The organism is Pseudomonas sp. B1-22, from assembly GCF_050474425.1.
Lineage (GTDB): Bacteria > Pseudomonadota > Gammaproteobacteria > Pseudomonadales > Pseudomonadaceae > Pseudomonas.
The window spans coordinates 501,721-516,639 of sequence record NZ_JBCHVH010000005.1 but is presented as its reverse complement, the minus strand read 5'-3'; the positions used below and the strand labels follow the sequence as shown (position 1 = coordinate 516,639).

General features: G+C 63.7%; 14 protein-coding genes. 8 read left to right on the top strand and 6 right to left on the bottom strand.

The window, feature by feature from the left end; genetic code table 11:
• The 5 genes from ACQ5BL_RS21220 to ppsR form a co-directional block, all read right to left on the bottom strand.
• Positions 1–1,533 carry an inactive transglutaminase family protein gene (locus ACQ5BL_RS21220; protein WP_243806971.1) on the bottom strand — a complete coding sequence of 511 codons (1,533 nt, stop codon included), beginning with the start codon at positions 1,531–1,533 and terminating at the stop codon, positions 1–3.
• Between the two features lie 4 nt (positions 1,534–1,537).
• On the bottom strand, positions 1,538–2,077 hold the full coding sequence (locus ACQ5BL_RS21215; protein WP_207887187.1) for an ATP-dependent zinc protease family protein: 540 nt from the start codon (positions 2,075–2,077) through the stop codon (positions 1,538–1,540).
• A 252-nt stretch (positions 2,078–2,329) separates the two neighbouring features.
• Complete coding sequence (locus tag ACQ5BL_RS21210) at positions 2,330–3,220, bottom strand: DUF2950 domain-containing protein (RefSeq protein WP_243806970.1); 891 nt, start codon at positions 3,218–3,220, stop codon at positions 2,330–2,332.
• A 10-nt stretch (positions 3,221–3,230) separates the two neighbouring features.
• Positions 3,231–4,892 carry a DUF3300 domain-containing protein gene (locus tag ACQ5BL_RS21205; RefSeq protein WP_243806969.1) on the bottom strand — a complete coding sequence of 554 codons (1,662 nt, stop codon included), beginning with the start codon at positions 4,890–4,892 and terminating at the stop codon, positions 3,231–3,233.
• 160 nt (positions 4,893–5,052) lie between these two features.
• On the bottom strand, positions 5,053–5,871 hold the full coding sequence (gene ppsR, locus ACQ5BL_RS21200) for a posphoenolpyruvate synthetase regulatory kinase/phosphorylase PpsR (RefSeq protein ID WP_207888454.1): 819 nt from the start codon (positions 5,869–5,871) through the stop codon (positions 5,053–5,055).
• Positions 5,872–6,036: 165 nt separating this feature from the next.
• Between ppsR and ppsA the strand changes: the two genes are divergently transcribed.
• The 8 genes from ppsA (at position 6,037) to ACQ5BL_RS21160 (ending at position 14,090) form a co-directional block, all read left to right on the top strand.
• Complete coding sequence (ppsA, locus tag ACQ5BL_RS21195; RefSeq protein WP_207888455.1) at positions 6,037–8,406, top strand: phosphoenolpyruvate synthase; 2,370 nt, start codon at positions 6,037–6,039, stop codon at positions 8,404–8,406.
• Between the two features lie 66 nt (positions 8,407–8,472).
• Entirely contained in the window at positions 8,473–9,447 is a 975-nt protein-coding gene (locus ACQ5BL_RS21190) for an alpha/beta fold hydrolase (protein WP_243806968.1), read from the top strand.
• 105 nt (positions 9,448–9,552) lie between these two features.
• Positions 9,553–10,041, top strand: coding sequence for a ribonuclease E activity regulator RraA (gene rraA / locus ACQ5BL_RS21185; protein WP_152222602.1), 489 nt, complete (start codon positions 9,553–9,555; stop codon positions 10,039–10,041).
• Between the two features lie 93 nt (positions 10,042–10,134).
• Positions 10,135–11,133, top strand: a complete 999-nt coding sequence (locus ACQ5BL_RS21180; RefSeq protein ID WP_243806967.1) for a zinc transporter ZntB — start codon at positions 10,135–10,137, stop codon at positions 11,131–11,133.
• Between the two features lie 48 nt (positions 11,134–11,181).
• Positions 11,182–11,436, top strand: coding sequence for a CrfX protein (locus ACQ5BL_RS21175; protein ID WP_207888458.1), 255 nt, complete (start codon positions 11,182–11,184; stop codon positions 11,434–11,436).
• A gap of 2 nt (positions 11,437–11,438) precedes the next feature.
• Entirely contained in the window at positions 11,439–12,263 is an 825-nt protein-coding gene (locus ACQ5BL_RS21170) for a mechanosensitive ion channel family protein (RefSeq protein WP_207888459.1), read from the top strand.
• A gap of 72 nt (positions 12,264–12,335) precedes the next feature.
• Entirely contained in the window at positions 12,336–12,926 is a 591-nt protein-coding gene (gene sigX / locus ACQ5BL_RS21165; protein ID WP_207888460.1) for an RNA polymerase sigma factor SigX, read from the top strand.
• A 108-nt stretch (positions 12,927–13,034) separates the two neighbouring features.
• Positions 13,035–14,090: an OmpA family protein gene (locus ACQ5BL_RS21160; protein ID WP_207888461.1), complete on the top strand. Its 1,056-nt coding sequence runs from the start codon at positions 13,035–13,037 to the stop codon at positions 14,088–14,090.
• A 69-nt stretch (positions 14,091–14,159) separates the two neighbouring features.
• On the opposite strand, the gene cobA is transcribed toward ACQ5BL_RS21160, so the two are convergent.
• On the bottom strand, positions 14,160–14,897 hold the full coding sequence (cobA, locus tag ACQ5BL_RS21155; protein WP_243806966.1) for a uroporphyrinogen-III C-methyltransferase: 738 nt from the start codon (positions 14,895–14,897) through the stop codon (positions 14,160–14,162).
• Between the last annotated feature and the right edge of the window lie 22 nt (positions 14,898–14,919).

Genomic DNA, 14,919 nt, shown 5'->3' with positions numbered 1-14,919 from the left:
TTAGTCCTTGAGGAAGGCTTTGAAGCGGAACAGTTCGGTCAGGCGGTATCCGCGGTAGCGACCCATCGCCAGCATGAACGCCACCAGGATCAGCAGCACGGCCGGGAAGGTGAACACGAAGTACACCAGTTCCGGAATGCGCATCAGGATGTGCGCCAGGGCGGCGGCGACCAGGGTGCCGATGGCGGCCTTCATGGCGTGGGCGGCGCCGCGCTCTTCCCAGGTGATCGACAGGCGCTCGATGCTCATGGTCAGGATCACCATCGGGAACAGGGCGACCGACAGGCCGCTCTCGAAGCCGAGCTTGTGGCTGAGCAGGCTGATGGCGGCGATCATCACCACCACGAAGGTCAGTACCACCGACAGGCGCGGCAGCATCTGCAACTTCAGATGTTCCAGGTACGAGCGCAGCGACAGGCCCAGCGCGGTGATCACGGTGAACAGGCCGATACCCCACTGCAGGCCGGTCTCGCGGAAGGCCAGGGCGATCAGCACCGGGGTGAAGGTACCCAGGGTCTGGATGCCGATCAGGTTGCGCAGCACCAGGATCACCAGCACGCCGAACGGGATCATGATCATGATCTGGAAGGTCTGCTGGGTGGACAGCGGCAGGCCGTACAGCGAGTACTCGAGGAAGGCCGCGTCGGTGTTCTCGTCCGACAGCTTGGCCAGGCGGATGGCGTTCATCTCGCTGCTGTTCAGGCTGAAGTTGACCTGGGCCTTCTTGCCGCCCTCGATGGACAGCAGGCTTTCGTCACCCAGCCACCAGATCAGGCGGTCGGCGGGCAGGCCGCGTTCGCCGCTTTCGGGGTTGAAGTACAGCCACTCCTTGCCGTTGAAGCTGCGCAGCCAGAGTTCGGGCTGCTGCGGCTGGTTGGCTATCAGGCGAATGGTGTGCACACGCTCCAGCGGCACGTGGGCGACCGCCAGCAGGGTCTCGACCACATGGGAGCGTTTTTCCAGGCTGGTGTCGCCGGCCAGCAGCAGCTTGACGTTGTCGTCGCTGAGGTTGTTGGCGCGCTTGATGGCTTCGCTGACGAAGGTCTCGACGTCCGCCGAATGCTGGCGGATGGGCGCGATCAGGGCTTCGGCGGCGATCTTCTCCGGGCCTTCCAAAGGCAGGCTGTCGCGGAAGATCGGGCCTTTCTCCTTGGGTTTCTCGTTGGCGCCGGTGTAGCGCTTGGTCAGCACCAGGCGGTAGTAGAGGGTCTGCTGGCCGCTGGCGCGACGCGAGGACCAGGTCACCTTGCGGTTGCCGTCGGCGCGGTTGATGCCCACGCCGTAGTTGTTGGACACGAAGCTCTCGTTGAGGCTGACGTAGTTCTGGCTCAACGGCGGCACGAACATCTGCACCTTCACCGGGGTCTTCGGCGTGGCTTCGAATTCGACCTTGGCGTCGATGTTCCACAAGTCGTCGGTCTCGGCCTCGGTCATCGGGATGCCGAGGATGAAGATCTGGTAGGCGGTGATCGCGACGCCCAGCGTCAGCAGGATGGCGATCAGGACCTTCAGATGCAGGGTAAGAGAGCGCATGGGATTACTCGGCAGGTTTCGCTACGGGTTGGCAGCCGGGTTTGCCGGCGGCGTATTTCAGGCTCGGGTCGACCAGGGCGCCGAATCGCTTGAGCGCGTCGGAGCCGATCAGAAGCGGGTATTGGAAGGCACTGCGGTCGGTAAGGTTCACTTCGATGGTGCGTCTGATCCTGCCCATGCAGACATCCAGCTCGATCACCGGACGTGCGGTATAGGCCTTGCCTTCGTCGGGGTCGTAGTCGCCATGGCGGCGCTTGATCTTGCTGATGCGCGCCAGGGGCTTTTCGATCGGCTGGCTGTCGGCGGTGTCGGTGGCCAGATAGAAGCGCACCCAGGTCTCGCCGTCGCGCTTGAAACGCTTGATGTCGCGGGCGCTGAGCGAAGCGGTCTTGGCGCCGGTATCGAGTTTGGCGGCCAGTTCCAGGCTCAGGTCGTCGATACGGGCGTACTCGTTCAGACCGTAGACAGTCTTGCCGGCAGCGGTGCTGGCGCCGGAAAACAGGACGATGCAGAGGAACAGCAGGGCAGTGGGCTTGAATCTCATGGGTCTTGATGAGTGAGTGGCCGCAAAGCCTTGGAAAAGTGGGTGTGCCGGTCGTCACCCGCGCGGGGGAGGGTCGGACTGCCATCCGGCAGGGCCCGGACGCCAGGCAATAGCGCGGCGAATTCTATCACGCGATTTTTACGTGGCGACAGTCGGTTACCCTCCTGGCAGGGTAATTGTGGCGGCGTGTGACGGCCGGGCCGCGCGCATCGGGCGCAGGGGCACGACCGCCACACTGATGCGTGCGCTGGCTCAGGGATTGTCCTGGACCTTGAGTTCGCTCCAGCTGCTGTCGGGGTCGAAGCGGGTCATCTTCAGGGCGATCTTGTCGCCATCGGGGCCCAGGTTCTTGGAGAAGATTTCCCCGTCGTGGCTGATCATGAAACTCATCACGCCACTGTCGCCATAGCGGACCGGCCAGGCGACCAGGGCGAAGCCGCGGGTCATCTTGCCGCCGATCAGGTAGTCATAGGCGCCGCCGGGGGCCGAGGGGCCCTGGGCAGTGAGTATCCGGTAGTGGTAGCCGTGCCAGCCGCCATCCGGGAGCTCGTCGCCGAACAGCGGTCCGAGCGGGCTTTCCTCGCCGCCTTCTTCCTCCGGCCAGTACAGGCCGTCATGGCGCCCGTCGCTGCTGACGAACTTCTGCGCGTACTCCAGGATGCCGTCGCCATTGCGGTCGACCTCGGCATAGTCCATCTGCGCATCGTGGTAGGCCTGTACCGCGTCTACCGCCGCGGCTTCATTGCGACCGATGCGACGGACGCGGATTTCCTCGCCGCCGGCCTTGGCATTGAAGGCCCAGCCCTGCTTCCCGTGCAGGATGGGCAGCGGCAGTGTCCAGGGGTCGGTGCCGACCACCAGGTGGGCGCGGTCCGGGCCATCCTTCTCGATCTGGTGCTTGGCCTTGTAATAGTCGAGGAAGGCATTCACCTCTTTCCGGTCGATGCCTTCGGGGGGAATGTAGCTGCGCCAGTCCTTGCCGAGCAGGGCGGTCAGGCGTTCCGGATCGGCTTTCTCGGTACCGAGCGCGGCGACGAAAGCGTCGGCGGCGGCTTCCGGCGTGGGGAAGGCTTCCTGCGCCAACAGGCTGCAGGGCAGTGCGCCCAGGAGGGCGAGCGCCAACAGGCGCGATGCGAGATGCATGACTCGTCTCCTATCGGCGCCGTCCGCCGCCGGACGGCGCGCGGGCTGGACGTTGTACGGTGTGTCCGGCGCGTGCCGCCGCCTGCGGTCGGCTGGCGGCGGCGCGGCTGACTTGCCCGCGGTCGCTGAGCGCGCGGGACTGTCGAGGGTTGTTGGCGCCGGCGAAGGCGTTGTTTCGCGGTGCCTGGGTCCTGGCGCTCTGCTGGCGGGCCTGTGCGCGGATTTGTGTGTTGTTCTGCGCCCGTGGCCGCTGTTGCACCTGGGAGCTGCGGTTCTGCGCCACGTTCTGGGCGCGTTGGCGAGCGTCCGGGTCGTTGCGCAATTCGCGGGTGGCCGCCTGCGCGCGATCGCGGGCCTGCTGGTTGTCGCGCAGCTGGTTGCCTTGCTGGGCGCGCTGCAGGGCTTGCGGGTTGTCCCTCAGGTCGCGGGTGGCGGCCTGGGCGCGTTCACGAGCCTGCGCATTGTTCAGCGCTGGTGGCTCGATACCGCGTTGGGTAAGGCTTTCGCGGGCTCGCGAGCGCTCCTCGGCGCGGGCGGAGTCGAAGCCGCGCAGCGCCTCGCGTTGCTCGCCACCGGCCAGCCTGCGGTTGTACTGCTCACGGCTGGCGGCGTCGCGGTAGGGCACACCATTGCGGTAGGTGGGGTCATGCCGCCAGGTGGCGCGGTTGCCGTTGACGTTGCCGTTGAAGTCGCGATTGACGTTCCGGTTCACGTTCCGGTTGCTGTTGAAGTTGTTGTAGTGCTCCACGTCCACGTCGATCTCATGGTCGTCCCAGTCGCAGTCGCCCCAGAGCGAGTTGACGATGGCGATGCCCGCGCCGAATGCCAGGCCGGTGGCCAGCGCGGTGGCGACGGGGTATTCGTACTGGGGAGGCGGCGGGTAGTAGGTCGGCGGACTGGAAGGGTAGGCCCAGGTGCCATAGACCTGATTGGGGTTGTAGCTGGGTACGTAGACCACCTGCGGGTTGGTCGGCTCGATGACGATCGTCTGTGAGGGCGCGGGTTGCTGCACGACCACGGTATCGCCGCCAGAGGCCGATTGTTGCACCGGAGGCGCGGCGGCTGGCTTGATGCTGATGGTCTGTTGTTCGTTCGATTTCAGGTTGCCTGCGGCCTGGGCCTGGCGGCGCAGGCGCTGGACCGAGTCCATCACGGCGTCGGGCTGGGCCAGGAAGGCATCGCCGACGCGCTGTACCCAGGCGGGGTCCTGTTCCAGCGTGGCCAATACCACCGGGAAGGCGACCAGCGACTGGACGCTCGGGTCCCACGGCTGGTTGGCGACCTGCTTCACGGCCTCGTCGCCGCTCACGCCGGGGTGGGCCTTGGCCCAGGCGGCTGCGTCGGCCACGTTGCCCGGATAGGTGGTGGCCATCAGCACCTGGGCCAGCAGGGAGTCGGGGTAGAGCGCCAGTGGCGCGAGCATCTGGTCGAGCTCTTCGGCGCTGAACACTGCCTGGGATGGCGTTGCGGGAGCGGCGGGCGGCGCTGTCGTCGGAGCGGCGGCGGGTGGCGAGGTTGCCGGAGCGGGGGGCGGTGCCGGAGTGGGGGCGGCAGCGGGCTGGCTGGCGGCCGGGGTAGCGGGTGCGGCGGCTTTGGCGTTGGGCGGTTCGCTTTTGTCGCAGCCCGCCAACACCAGCAGGGCGACCAGAATCAGGTACTGACATTCGCGCATGGCGCTCTCCTTTGCCTGTGCCGGGGAAGGCCCGGCCCGTTGAAAATGCCACGGGCAAATCTCGGGTTACAGAATGATAGGCGGGTTGGCGAGAGGCTGCAGAAAGACTAACGGCCGGGAATGCCGGCCGTCGATTGAGGGTACTTCGAGACTTTGATGGTTACTTGAGCCGGCGTTCCACGCCTTTCTCGACCAGGATCTTGGCGGAAATCTCTTCCACCGAGAAATGCGTCGAGTTGATGTAGGCGATGTTCTCGCGACGGAACAGGTTCTCCACCTCGCGCACCTCGAACTCGCACTGGGCGAAGCTGGCGTAGCGGCTGTTGGGCTTGCGCTCGTTGCGGATGGAGGTGAGCCGGTCGGGGTCGATCGTCAGGCCGAACAGCTTGTGTTTGTAGGGCTTGAGCGCATTGGGCAGCTGCAGGCGCTCCATGTCTTCCTCGGTCAGCGGGTAGTTCGCCGCGCGGATGCCGTACTGCAGGGCCATATAAAGGCAGGTCGGGGTCTTGCCCGAGCGCGACACGCCCACCAGGATCAGGTCGGCCTTGTCGTAGTAGTGGGTACGGGCGCCGTCGTCGTTGTCGAGGGCGAAGTTGACCGCGTCGATACGCTCCATGTAGTTGGAGTTGTGGCCGATGCTGTGGGATTTTCCGACGGAATACGACGAGTCGGCGGATAATTCTTGCTCGAGCGGGGACAAAAAGGTCGAGAAGATGTCAATCATGAAACCGTTGGATTGCGCAAGGACCGAACGGATCTCGCGGTTTACGATGGTATCGAAGATGATCGGGCGCGCCCCGTCCGCCTCGGCAGCGGTATTGATTTGCTGTACCATGACGCGCGCTTTTTCTTCGGTATCGATGTAAGGTCGCGTCAGTTTGACGAAATTGATGTTCTCGAACTGCGCAAGAAGGCTCTGGCCGAGGGTTTCGGCAGTAATGCCGGTGCCGTCGGAAATGAAAAATGCAGTTCGTTTCATATGCGCTGCGGGCCTTAAGGTAGGAACGTTTCTTGGCTATGATAGGCCGCGCGTTTGCAAGGCCCTTTGCCGGGGCATTCTTACTCATTTTTCTGGCCCGGACCAGAAGAGTGGCGCCGCACCGGCCCGTACGACCTTTTCCAACACCTTAGTGGAGAGATCACCTTGGTAGAGTACGTAGTTTCCCTCGATAAGCTCGGCGTCCATGATGTCGAACGTGTGGGGGGCAAGAACGCATCCCTGGGCGAAATGATCAGCAACCTCGCCGGTGCCGGCGTTTCCGTACCGGGTGGTTTCGCTACCACCGCCCAGGCCTACCGTGACTTCCTCGAGCAGAGCGGCCTTAACGAGCGCATCCATGCTGCGCTGGACGCTCTCGATGTGGATGACGTGAATGCCCTGGCCAAGACCGGCGCGCAGATCCGCCAATGGGTGATGGATGCCGAATTCCCGGCCCAGCTCGACGCCGATATCCGCAAGGCCTTCACCGAGATGGCCGCCGGCAACGACAACATGGCCGTTGCCGTACGTTCCTCGGCAACCGCCGAAGACCTGCCGGACGCCTCCTTCGCCGGCCAGCAGGAGACCTTCCTGAACATCCGCGGCGTGGACAACGTGATCCGCGCGGCCAAGGAAGTCTTCGCCTCCCTCTTCAACGACCGTGCCATCGCCTACCGCGTGCACCAGGGCTTCGACCACAAGCTGGTCGCCCTGTCCGCCGGCGTGCAGCGCATGGTCCGCTCGGAAACCGGCACCGCCGGCGTGATGTTCACCCTGGACACCGAATCCGGTTTCCGTGACGTGGTGTTCATCACCGGCGCCTACGGCCTCGGCGAGACCGTGGTGCAAGGTGCGGTGAACCCCGACGAGTTCTACGTCCACAAGCCGACCCTGGAGGCCGGTCGCCCGGCGATCCTGCGTCGCAACCTGGGCAGCAAGGCCATCAAGATGGTCTACGGCGAAGAAGCCAAGGCCGGCAAGTCGGTCAAGGTGGTCGACGTGGAGAAGGCCGATCGCGCGCGCTTCGCCCTGTCCGATGCCGAAGTGACCGAGCTGGCCAAGCAGGCCCTGATCATCGAGAAGCACTACGAGCGTCCGATGGACATCGAGTGGGCCAAAGATGGCGACGACGGCAAGCTGTACATCGTCCAGGCCCGCCCGGAGACCGTGAAGAGCCGCGTCAGCGCCACCGTGATGGAGCGCTACCTGCTCAAGGAAAAGGGCAAGGTCCTGGTGGAAGGCCGCGCCATCGGCCAGCGCATCGGCGCCGGCCCGGTGAAGGTGATCCACGACGTTTCCGAGATGGACAAGGTCCAGCCGGGCGACGTACTGGTCTCCGACATGACCGACCCGGATTGGGAGCCGGTGATGAAGCGCGCCAGCGCCATCGTCACCAACCGCGGCGGCCGTACCTGTCACGCGGCGATCATCGCCCGTGAGCTCGGCATCCCGGCGGTCGTCGGTTGCGGCAACGCCACCGCCGCTCTGAAGGACGGCCAGCGCGTGACCGTGTCCTGCGCCGAGGGCGACACCGGCCTGATCTACGAAGGCGAACTGGGCTTCGACATCCGCCAGAACTCGGTCGATGCCATGCCCGAGCTGCCGTTCAAGATCATGATGAACGTCGGCAACCCGGATCGCGCCTTCGACTTCGCCCAGCTGCCGAACGAAGGTGTGGGCCTGGCCCGCCTGGAATTCATCATCAACCGCATGATCGGCGTGCACCCCAAGGCGCTGCTGAACTTCGCCAGCCTGCCGGCGGACATCAAGGACAGCGTCGAGAAGCGCATCGCCGGTTACGACGATCCGGTCGGCTTCTACGTCGAGAAGCTGGTCGAGGGTGTCAGCACCCTGGCTGCTGCCTTCTGGCCGAAGAAGGTCATCGTGCGCCTGTCGGACTTCAAGTCCAACGAATACGCCAACCTGATCGGCGGCAAGCTCTACGAGCCGGAAGAAGAAAACCCGATGCTTGGCTTCCGTGGCGCCTCGCGCTACATCAGCGAATCCTTCCGCGACTGCTTCGAACTCGAATGCCGCGCGATGAAGAAGGTTCGCAACGAGATGGGCCTGACCAACGTCGAACTGATGGTGCCCTTCGTGCGTACCCTGGGCGAAGCCTCCCAGGTGGTCGACCTGCTGGCCACCAACGGCTTGAAGCGTGGCGAGAACGGCCTGCGCGTCATCATGATGTGCGAGCTGCCGTCCAACGCCCTGCTGGCCGATGAGTTCCTGGAGTTCTTCGACGGCTTCTCCATCGGTTCCAACGACCTGACCCAGCTGACCCTGGGCCTGGACCGTGACTCGGGCATCGTCGCGCACCTGTTCGACGAACGTAACCCGGCCGTGAAGAAGCTGCTGTCCAACGCCATCCAGGCGTGCAACAAGGCCGGCAAGTACATCGGCATCTGCGGCCAGGGCCCTTCGGACCACCCGGACCTCGCCAAGTGGCTGATGGAGCAGGGCATCGAGAGCGTGTCGCTCAACCCCGACTCGGTCCTCGACACCTGGTTCTTCCTCGCCGAAGGCCAGTCCTGACGGTTCCTCCACCATCCTGAGAAGGGCGGGTGATTTCACCCGCCCTTTTTTGTGCCAGCCGATTCCATGCAAAGCAGCAGTCAACTCTTTCCTGTCGCGCTCCTGAGCGCGGAGTTCCGCGGTGACCTCACCGAGGACGTCTACCGCCTGAAACCGGGCAACAGCCCCGACTCCAGCGTCGAGCTGGTGCTGACCCGCCTCGGACTGCGCGACGGCGCACGCGGCGTGCCGGTAATCCTCCTGCACGGCAGCTTCTCCAACCGCCGCTTCTGGTATTCGCCCAAGTGCATCGGCTTCGGTCCTTACCTGGCGCGTGCCGGCTTCGATGTCTGGATTCCGGAGATGCGTGGCCACGGCCTGTCGCCACGCAACGAGGACTATGACCGCAACCGCGTGGCCGACTATGCGCGCTTCGACCTGCCGGCCATCGGCAGCTTCGTCGTCGAGCAGAGCGGCCAGGCGCCGCACTGGATCGGTCATTCCCTGGGGGGCATCACCCTGGCGGCAGCATTGGGCGGCGGCTATCTGGAAGAGGGTCAGGCGGCCAGCGCGGTGCTCTGCGGCAGCCAGATCAGTCGCACCTACTGGCCGCTCAAGCTGCCGCCGGTGGCCTGGAGTGGGCGTTTCCTGCTCAAGCGCATGGGTGGCCTGTCTGGCTCCAGGCTCAAGCGGGGGCCGGAGGACGAGCCGCTCGGCCTGGCGCTGGAAACCCTGCGCTGGTACAGCCTGTTCGGCCGCTTCGGCGAGAAGGACAACGACTGGTGGGGTGGGTTGCAGAGCGTCAGGGTGCCGGTGCTGGCGGTGGCTGCCGATGGTGATTATCAGGACCCGGCCTGGGCCTGTCGCCAGCTGCTGGAGCAGTTCGGCTCCGAGGTCCGCGAATACCTGTGCCTGGGCAAGCGCCAGGGGTTCTCCGAGGACTATGGCCATGTCGAGATGCTCATCAGCAAGGGTGCGCAGCGTGAGGTCTGGCCGCTGTTGCAGCACTGGCTGGAGCAGGGTTCGCTGCCGGCGGGGCAGGGCGCTCTGGCACAGGCTTGAGCGTTCCTCGCAGACGTTGTAGCGGGTAGACTGTGACGCCAGTGAGCCTTTCGGTCACGTCAGGGCCGGATTGCCGTATCCGTTTTCATCAAGAGGAGCGTCTCCATGCATTACGTCACCCCCGATCTGTGCGATGCCTACCCGGAGCTGGTCCAGGTCGTCGAGCCGATGTTCAGCAACTTCGGCGGGCGGGACTCCTTCGGTGGCGAGATCGTCACCATCAAGTGCTTCGAGGACAACTCGCTGGTCAAGGAGCAGGTCGAGAAGGACGGCAAGGGCAAGGTCATGGTGGTGGACGGCGGCGGCTCGCTGCGTCGCGCGCTGCTGGGCGACATGCTGGCCGAAAAGGCGGCGAAGAATGGCTGGGAAGGCATCGTGGTGTACGGCTGCATCCGTGACGTGGACGTGATCGCGCAGACCGACCTGGGTGTGCAGGCCCTGGCCAGCCACCCGATGAAGACCGACAAGCGCGGCATCGGCGACCTGAACGTCGCGGTGACCTTCGGTGGCATCACCTTCCGCCCGGGCGAGTTCGTCTATGCCGACAACAACGGCATCATCGTCTCGCCTAAGGCGTTGAAAATGCCGGAATAAATCGAACCTCCGAGCGCGGTTCGAGTCAATGCCGGAAGCGAAGGCTTCCGGCATTTTTCATGGAGCGCCCCAGGGGCGAACGCGGGAGAGGGCATGCAGGCATACGAAACTGGTACCGAGCGTGGCTTGATCGATGGCTTCGTGCTCGATGGACGTGGCGGCGCCCGGGAAATTTCCCGCAATGAACTGCCATTGCTGGATCTCAAGCCGGAAGAAAGCCTCTGGGTGCATTGGGATCGTGGCGTTCCCGAGGCGCAGAGCTGGCTGCGCGAGTCCAGCGGGCTCAATGAGTTCGCCTGCGACCTGCTGCTGGAGGAGGCGACGCGTCCGCGCCTGGTCGATCTGGGCGGCGAACGCCTGCTGCTGTTCCTGCGTGGTGTGAACCTGAACCCTGGCGCGGTGCCGGAGGACATGGTGTCGCTGCGTGTCTACGCCGAGTCGCAGCGGGTGATTTCCCTGCGCTTGCGTCCGCTCAAGGCGGTGGCCGACCTGCGTACCGATCTTGCTGCCGGGCGCGGCCCCAAGACTGCCTCGGAAGTCGTGCTGTTCCTGGCGCACTACCTCACCGACCGGGTCGATACCCTGATCGGCGGCCTGGCGGACCAGCTCGACAGCATGGAAGAGGCTATCGAGGAGGACGAGCGCAGCATTCCCGACCAGCATCAGCTGCGGACGTTGCGTCTGCGCGCTGCCGGGCTGCGGCGCTATCTCTCGCCCCAGCGCGACATCTATGCGCAGATGGTCAAGTTCAAGCTGTCCTGGACGGTCGCCGACGACGCCGACTACTGGAATGAGCTCTACAACCGCCTGACCCGGAACCTGGAGGAACTGGAGCTGATCCGCGAGCGCATCAGCCTGATCCAGGAGGCCGAACATCGTCGAATTACCGAACGAATGAACCGCACCATGTATCTGCTTGGTATCATTACCGGCTTTTTCCTGCCCATGAGCTTCGTGACGGGGCTTCTGGGCATCAATGTCGGCGGTATCCCGGGGGCGCAGGCGCCCTATGGTTTCGTGGTGGCCTGCCTGCTGATCGGCGGCATCGCGACCTTCCAGTGGTGGGTTTTCCGCCGCTTGCGTTGGCTCTAGGTGTGACTTTTGAGGTGGTGGGTGCGTCAAGCACCTCACACAGGCGAGGTGCGTATGCACGACCCATTTGAAGAATCCTTGCGTGATCTGCTGAAGATGCCGCCGGAGCAGCCGGGCGATGACCTGCGCCTGGGCCGCGTGCTCAAGACCGCCAACCGCCAGGTCGGCGCGGGCGATCTGTTCAGCCTGATGGGCCACTGGCTGGAAGCCTTGTCCATCGGCGTCACCCGCGGTGCCTTGCACCTTGCGCCCGTCTCGCGTCGCGCGCAGAATTCCGCCCCTTCCGCTGACAAGGCCGATTGAACATGCAATTCGACATCTGGACGCAAAGCCTGCTGACCGCCATGAACACCCTGTGGGGCAAGCTGGCCGGGTTCATTCCGAACCTGCTCGCCGCGCTGGTAATCGTGCTGCTGGGCTTCATCGTCGCCAAGCTGCTCGACGCATTGCTGTCCAAACTGCTGGCCAAGCTGGGCCTGGATCGCCTGATGGCGGGTACCGGTCTGACCAAGCTGATGTCCCGTGCCGGCATCCAGGTGCCGGTTTCGACCTTGATCGGCAAGATCATCTACTGGTTCGTGCTGCTGGTGTTCCTGGTCTCCGCGGCCGAGTCGCTGGGCCTGCAGCGCGTTTCCGCGACCCTCGACATGCTCGCGCTGTACCTGCCGAAGGTCTTCGGCGCGGCGCTGGTGCTGATCGTCGGCATTCTCCTCGCCCAACTGGCCAATAGCCTGGTGCGCGGCGCTGCGGACGGCGTCGGCCTCGAATATTCCAACGGCCTGGGCCGTGTCGCCCAGTGGCTGGTCATCATCATCAGCATCTCGGTGGCCATCGGCCAGCTCGAGGTCAAGACCGACCTGCTGAACTACATCATCGCCATCGTGCTGATCACCATCGGCCTGGCGGCGGCGCTTGCGCTTGGCCTTGGCAGTCGTGAAGTCGCCGGCCAGATCATCGCGGGCATCTACGTGCGTGAGCTGTACCACGTTGGGCAACAAGTGAAAGTCGCGGATGTCGAAGGCATCATCGAGGAAATTGGTACCATCAAGACTATCCTGCTGACGGAGGAGGGCGAGCTGGTGTCCATTGCCAACCGTATCCTGCTCGATCAGCGAGTGACCAGTCGCTGAGATGATGACCGATCGCCGATGCCGCTCCCCGGGAGCCGCATCGGCCGCTGACATGACCTGGCCCGACCTGACTTGAACACGCCGCAATCACTGCCCTTGCGCTACGACCCGCGCCAGCTCACCGACGAGGAGCTGGTGGAGCGTTCGCACGTGGAGCTGTTCCATGTGACCCGTGCCTATGAAGAGCTGATGCGCCGCTACCAGCGCACGCTGTTCAATGTCTGCGCCCGATATCTGGGCAACGACCGGGACGCCGATGATGTGTGTCAAGAAGTGATGTTGAAGGTTCTGTATGGTTTGAAGAACTTCGAGGGAAAATCGAAGTTCAAGACCTGGCTGTACAGCATCACTTACAACGAGTGCATTACCCAATATCGGAAGGAGCGGCGCAAACGGCGATTGCTCGATGCGTTGAGTCTGGATCCGGTGGAGGAGGCTTCCGAAGAGAAGGCTCCGAAGGTGGAAGAACGCGGTGGACTAGACCGATGGCTAGTTCATGTCAATCCCATTGATCGGGAAATTCTGGTGTTGCGGTTCGTGGCCGAACTCGAGTTCCAGGAAATCGCCGATATCATGCACATGGGGTTGAGCGCCACCAAAATGCGCTACAAGCGTGCACTCGATCGATTGCGCGAAAAGTTTTCCGGTGTGACGGAATCTTAGTTTAGTAAATATTGTCTCTTTGGCCGGGAAGTTCTGATAAACTTGCCCACCAAGTTGTACGGCCTATGGTTAGACAACTTATTGACCACCAAGATGGGGATTTAACGGATGAAACTGAAGAACACCCTTGGCGTCGTTGTCGGCTCTGTAATCGCCGCTTCCGCTATGAACGCCTTCGCTCAAGGCCAGGGCGCGGTCGAGGTCGAGGCCTTCGGCAAGCGCTATTTCACTGACAGCACCCGCGACATGAAGAACGCGGATCTGTACGGCGGTTCGGTTGGCTACTTCCTGACCGACGACGTCGAGCTGGCTCTGTCCTACGGTGAGTACCACGACGTTCGTGGCACCTACGAGACCGGCAACAAGAAGGTACACGGCAACCTGAGCACTCTGGACGCCATCTACCACTTCGGCACTCCGGGTGCTGGCAACCTGCGTCCGTACGTGTCGGCAGGTATCGGCCACCAGAGCCTGACCAACATCAGCGATGCCAATGGCAGCCGTCAGAACCTGACCATGGCCATGATCGGTACCGGTCTGAAGTACTACTTCACCGAGAACTTCTACGCCAAAGCCAGCCTGGACGGTCAGTACGGCCTGGAACAGCGTCAGAATGGCCACCAGGGCGAGTGGATGGCTGGCCTGGGCGTCGGCATGAACTTCGGTGGTGGCAAAGCCGCCCCGGCTCCGGAGCCGGTTGCTGAAGTCTGCTCCGACTCCGACAACGACGGCGTCTGCGACAACGTCGACAAGTGCCCGAACACCCCGGCCAACGTCACCGTTGACGCCAACGGCTGCCCGGCTGTTGCTGAAGTCGTTCGCGTTCAGCTGGACGTGAAGTTCGACTTCGACAAGTCCAAGGTTAAAGAGAACAGCTACGCTGACATCAAAAACCTGGCTGACTTCATGAAGCAGTACCCGTCCACCTCCACCACCGTTGAAGGCCACACCGACTCCGTCGGCACCGACGCCTACAACCAGAAGCTGTCCGAGCGTCGTGCCAACGCTGTTCGTGACGTACTGGTCAACGAGTACGGTGTTGAAGGCGGCCGCGTAAACGCTGTTGGTTATGGTGAGAGCCGTCCGGTTGCTGACAACGCAACTGCCGAAGGCCGCGCTGTTAACCGCCGCGTAGAAGCCCAAGTAGAAGCCCAAGCCAAGTAATTGGTCTGAGCTCCTGAGAAAAACCCGGCCTAGGCCGGGTTTTTCTTTGCCTGCAGGAAAGCACCGGGCTTAGGCGCTGCGGACCAGGGCCGCCTGTTGCACGGCAGCGGCAACCTCGCCAATCACCAGAATTGCCGGGCTTTTCAGGGCGAAACGCTGGGCGTCTTCGATCATGTCCTGCAACTGGCTACGGTACTCGCGCTGGCTGGGCAGGGAAGCGTTTTCGATCATCGCCACCGGAGTGTCAGCGCGCATTCCGCCGTCCAGAAGACCGTCGCGAATTTCCGCCAGTTTCGCCACGCCCATGTACACCACCAGTGTCGTGCCGCCTTCGGCCAGGCCGCGCCAGTTCAAGGTGCTGTCGTCCTGGGTGTGGGCGGTCACCAGGGTCACGCCCCGACTCACGCCACGCAGGGTCAGCGGGATGCGACACTGAGTCGCAGCTGCCAGTCCGGCAGTGATGCCGTTGACCAGTTCGCATTCGATACCCCGTGCGCCAAGCCAGTCGGCTTCCTCACCGCCACGCCCGAAGATGCAGGGATCGCCACCTTTCAGGCGTGCTACGCACCGCCCCTGGCGGGCATAGCGCAGCATCAGCCGATGGATGAAGTCCTGCGGTGTAGAGCGGCAGCCGCCGCGCTTGCCGACCGGGATCACCCGTGCCGTCGGGCAGTGTTCCAGTACCGCCGGATTGACCAGGTCGTCGATCAGAACCACCTCGGCCTGTGCCAGTGCGCGTACCGCCTTCAGGGTCAGCAACTCCGGGTCGCCCGGGCCAGCGCCGATCAGCCAGACTTTTCCACTCATATCGATCTCCTCGGACTCGCGA

Bases quoted from the DNA above. Each gene is read 5' to 3' on its own strand.
- ACQ5BL_RS21190 (WP_243806968.1), top strand. From the start codon at position 8,473: ATGCAAAGCAGCAGTCAACTCTTTCCTGTCGCGCTCCTGAGCGCGGAG.
- ACQ5BL_RS21180 (WP_243806967.1), top strand. From the start codon at position 10,135: ATGCAGGCATACGAAACTGGTACCGAGCGTGGCTTGATCGATGGCTTC.
- ACQ5BL_RS21205 (WP_243806969.1), bottom strand. From the start codon at position 4,892: ATGCGCGAATGTCAGTACCTGATTCTGGTCGCCCTGCTGGTGTTGGCG.
- ACQ5BL_RS21210 (WP_243806970.1), bottom strand. From the start codon at position 3,220: ATGCATCTCGCATCGCGCCTGTTGGCGCTCGCCCTCCTGGGCGCACTG.
- ACQ5BL_RS21220 (WP_243806971.1), bottom strand. From the start codon at position 1,533: ATGCGCTCTCTTACCCTGCATCTGAAGGTCCTGATCGCCATCCTGCTG.
- ACQ5BL_RS21215 (WP_207887187.1), bottom strand. From the start codon at position 2,077: ATGAGATTCAAGCCCACTGCCCTGCTGTTCCTCTGCATCGTCCTGTTT.
- ACQ5BL_RS21160 (WP_207888461.1), top strand. From the start codon at position 13,035: ATGAAACTGAAGAACACCCTTGGCGTCGTTGTCGGCTCTGTAATCGCC.
- ACQ5BL_RS21170 (WP_207888459.1), top strand. From the start codon at position 11,439: ATGCAATTCGACATCTGGACGCAAAGCCTGCTGACCGCCATGAACACC.
- cobA (WP_243806966.1), bottom strand. From the start codon at position 14,897: ATGAGTGGAAAAGTCTGGCTGATCGGCGCTGGCCCGGGCGACCCGGAG.
- ppsR (WP_207888454.1), bottom strand. From the start codon at position 5,871: ATGAAACGAACTGCATTTTTCATTTCCGACGGCACCGGCATTACTGCC.
- rraA (WP_152222602.1), top strand. From the start codon at position 9,553: ATGCATTACGTCACCCCCGATCTGTGCGATGCCTACCCGGAGCTGGTC.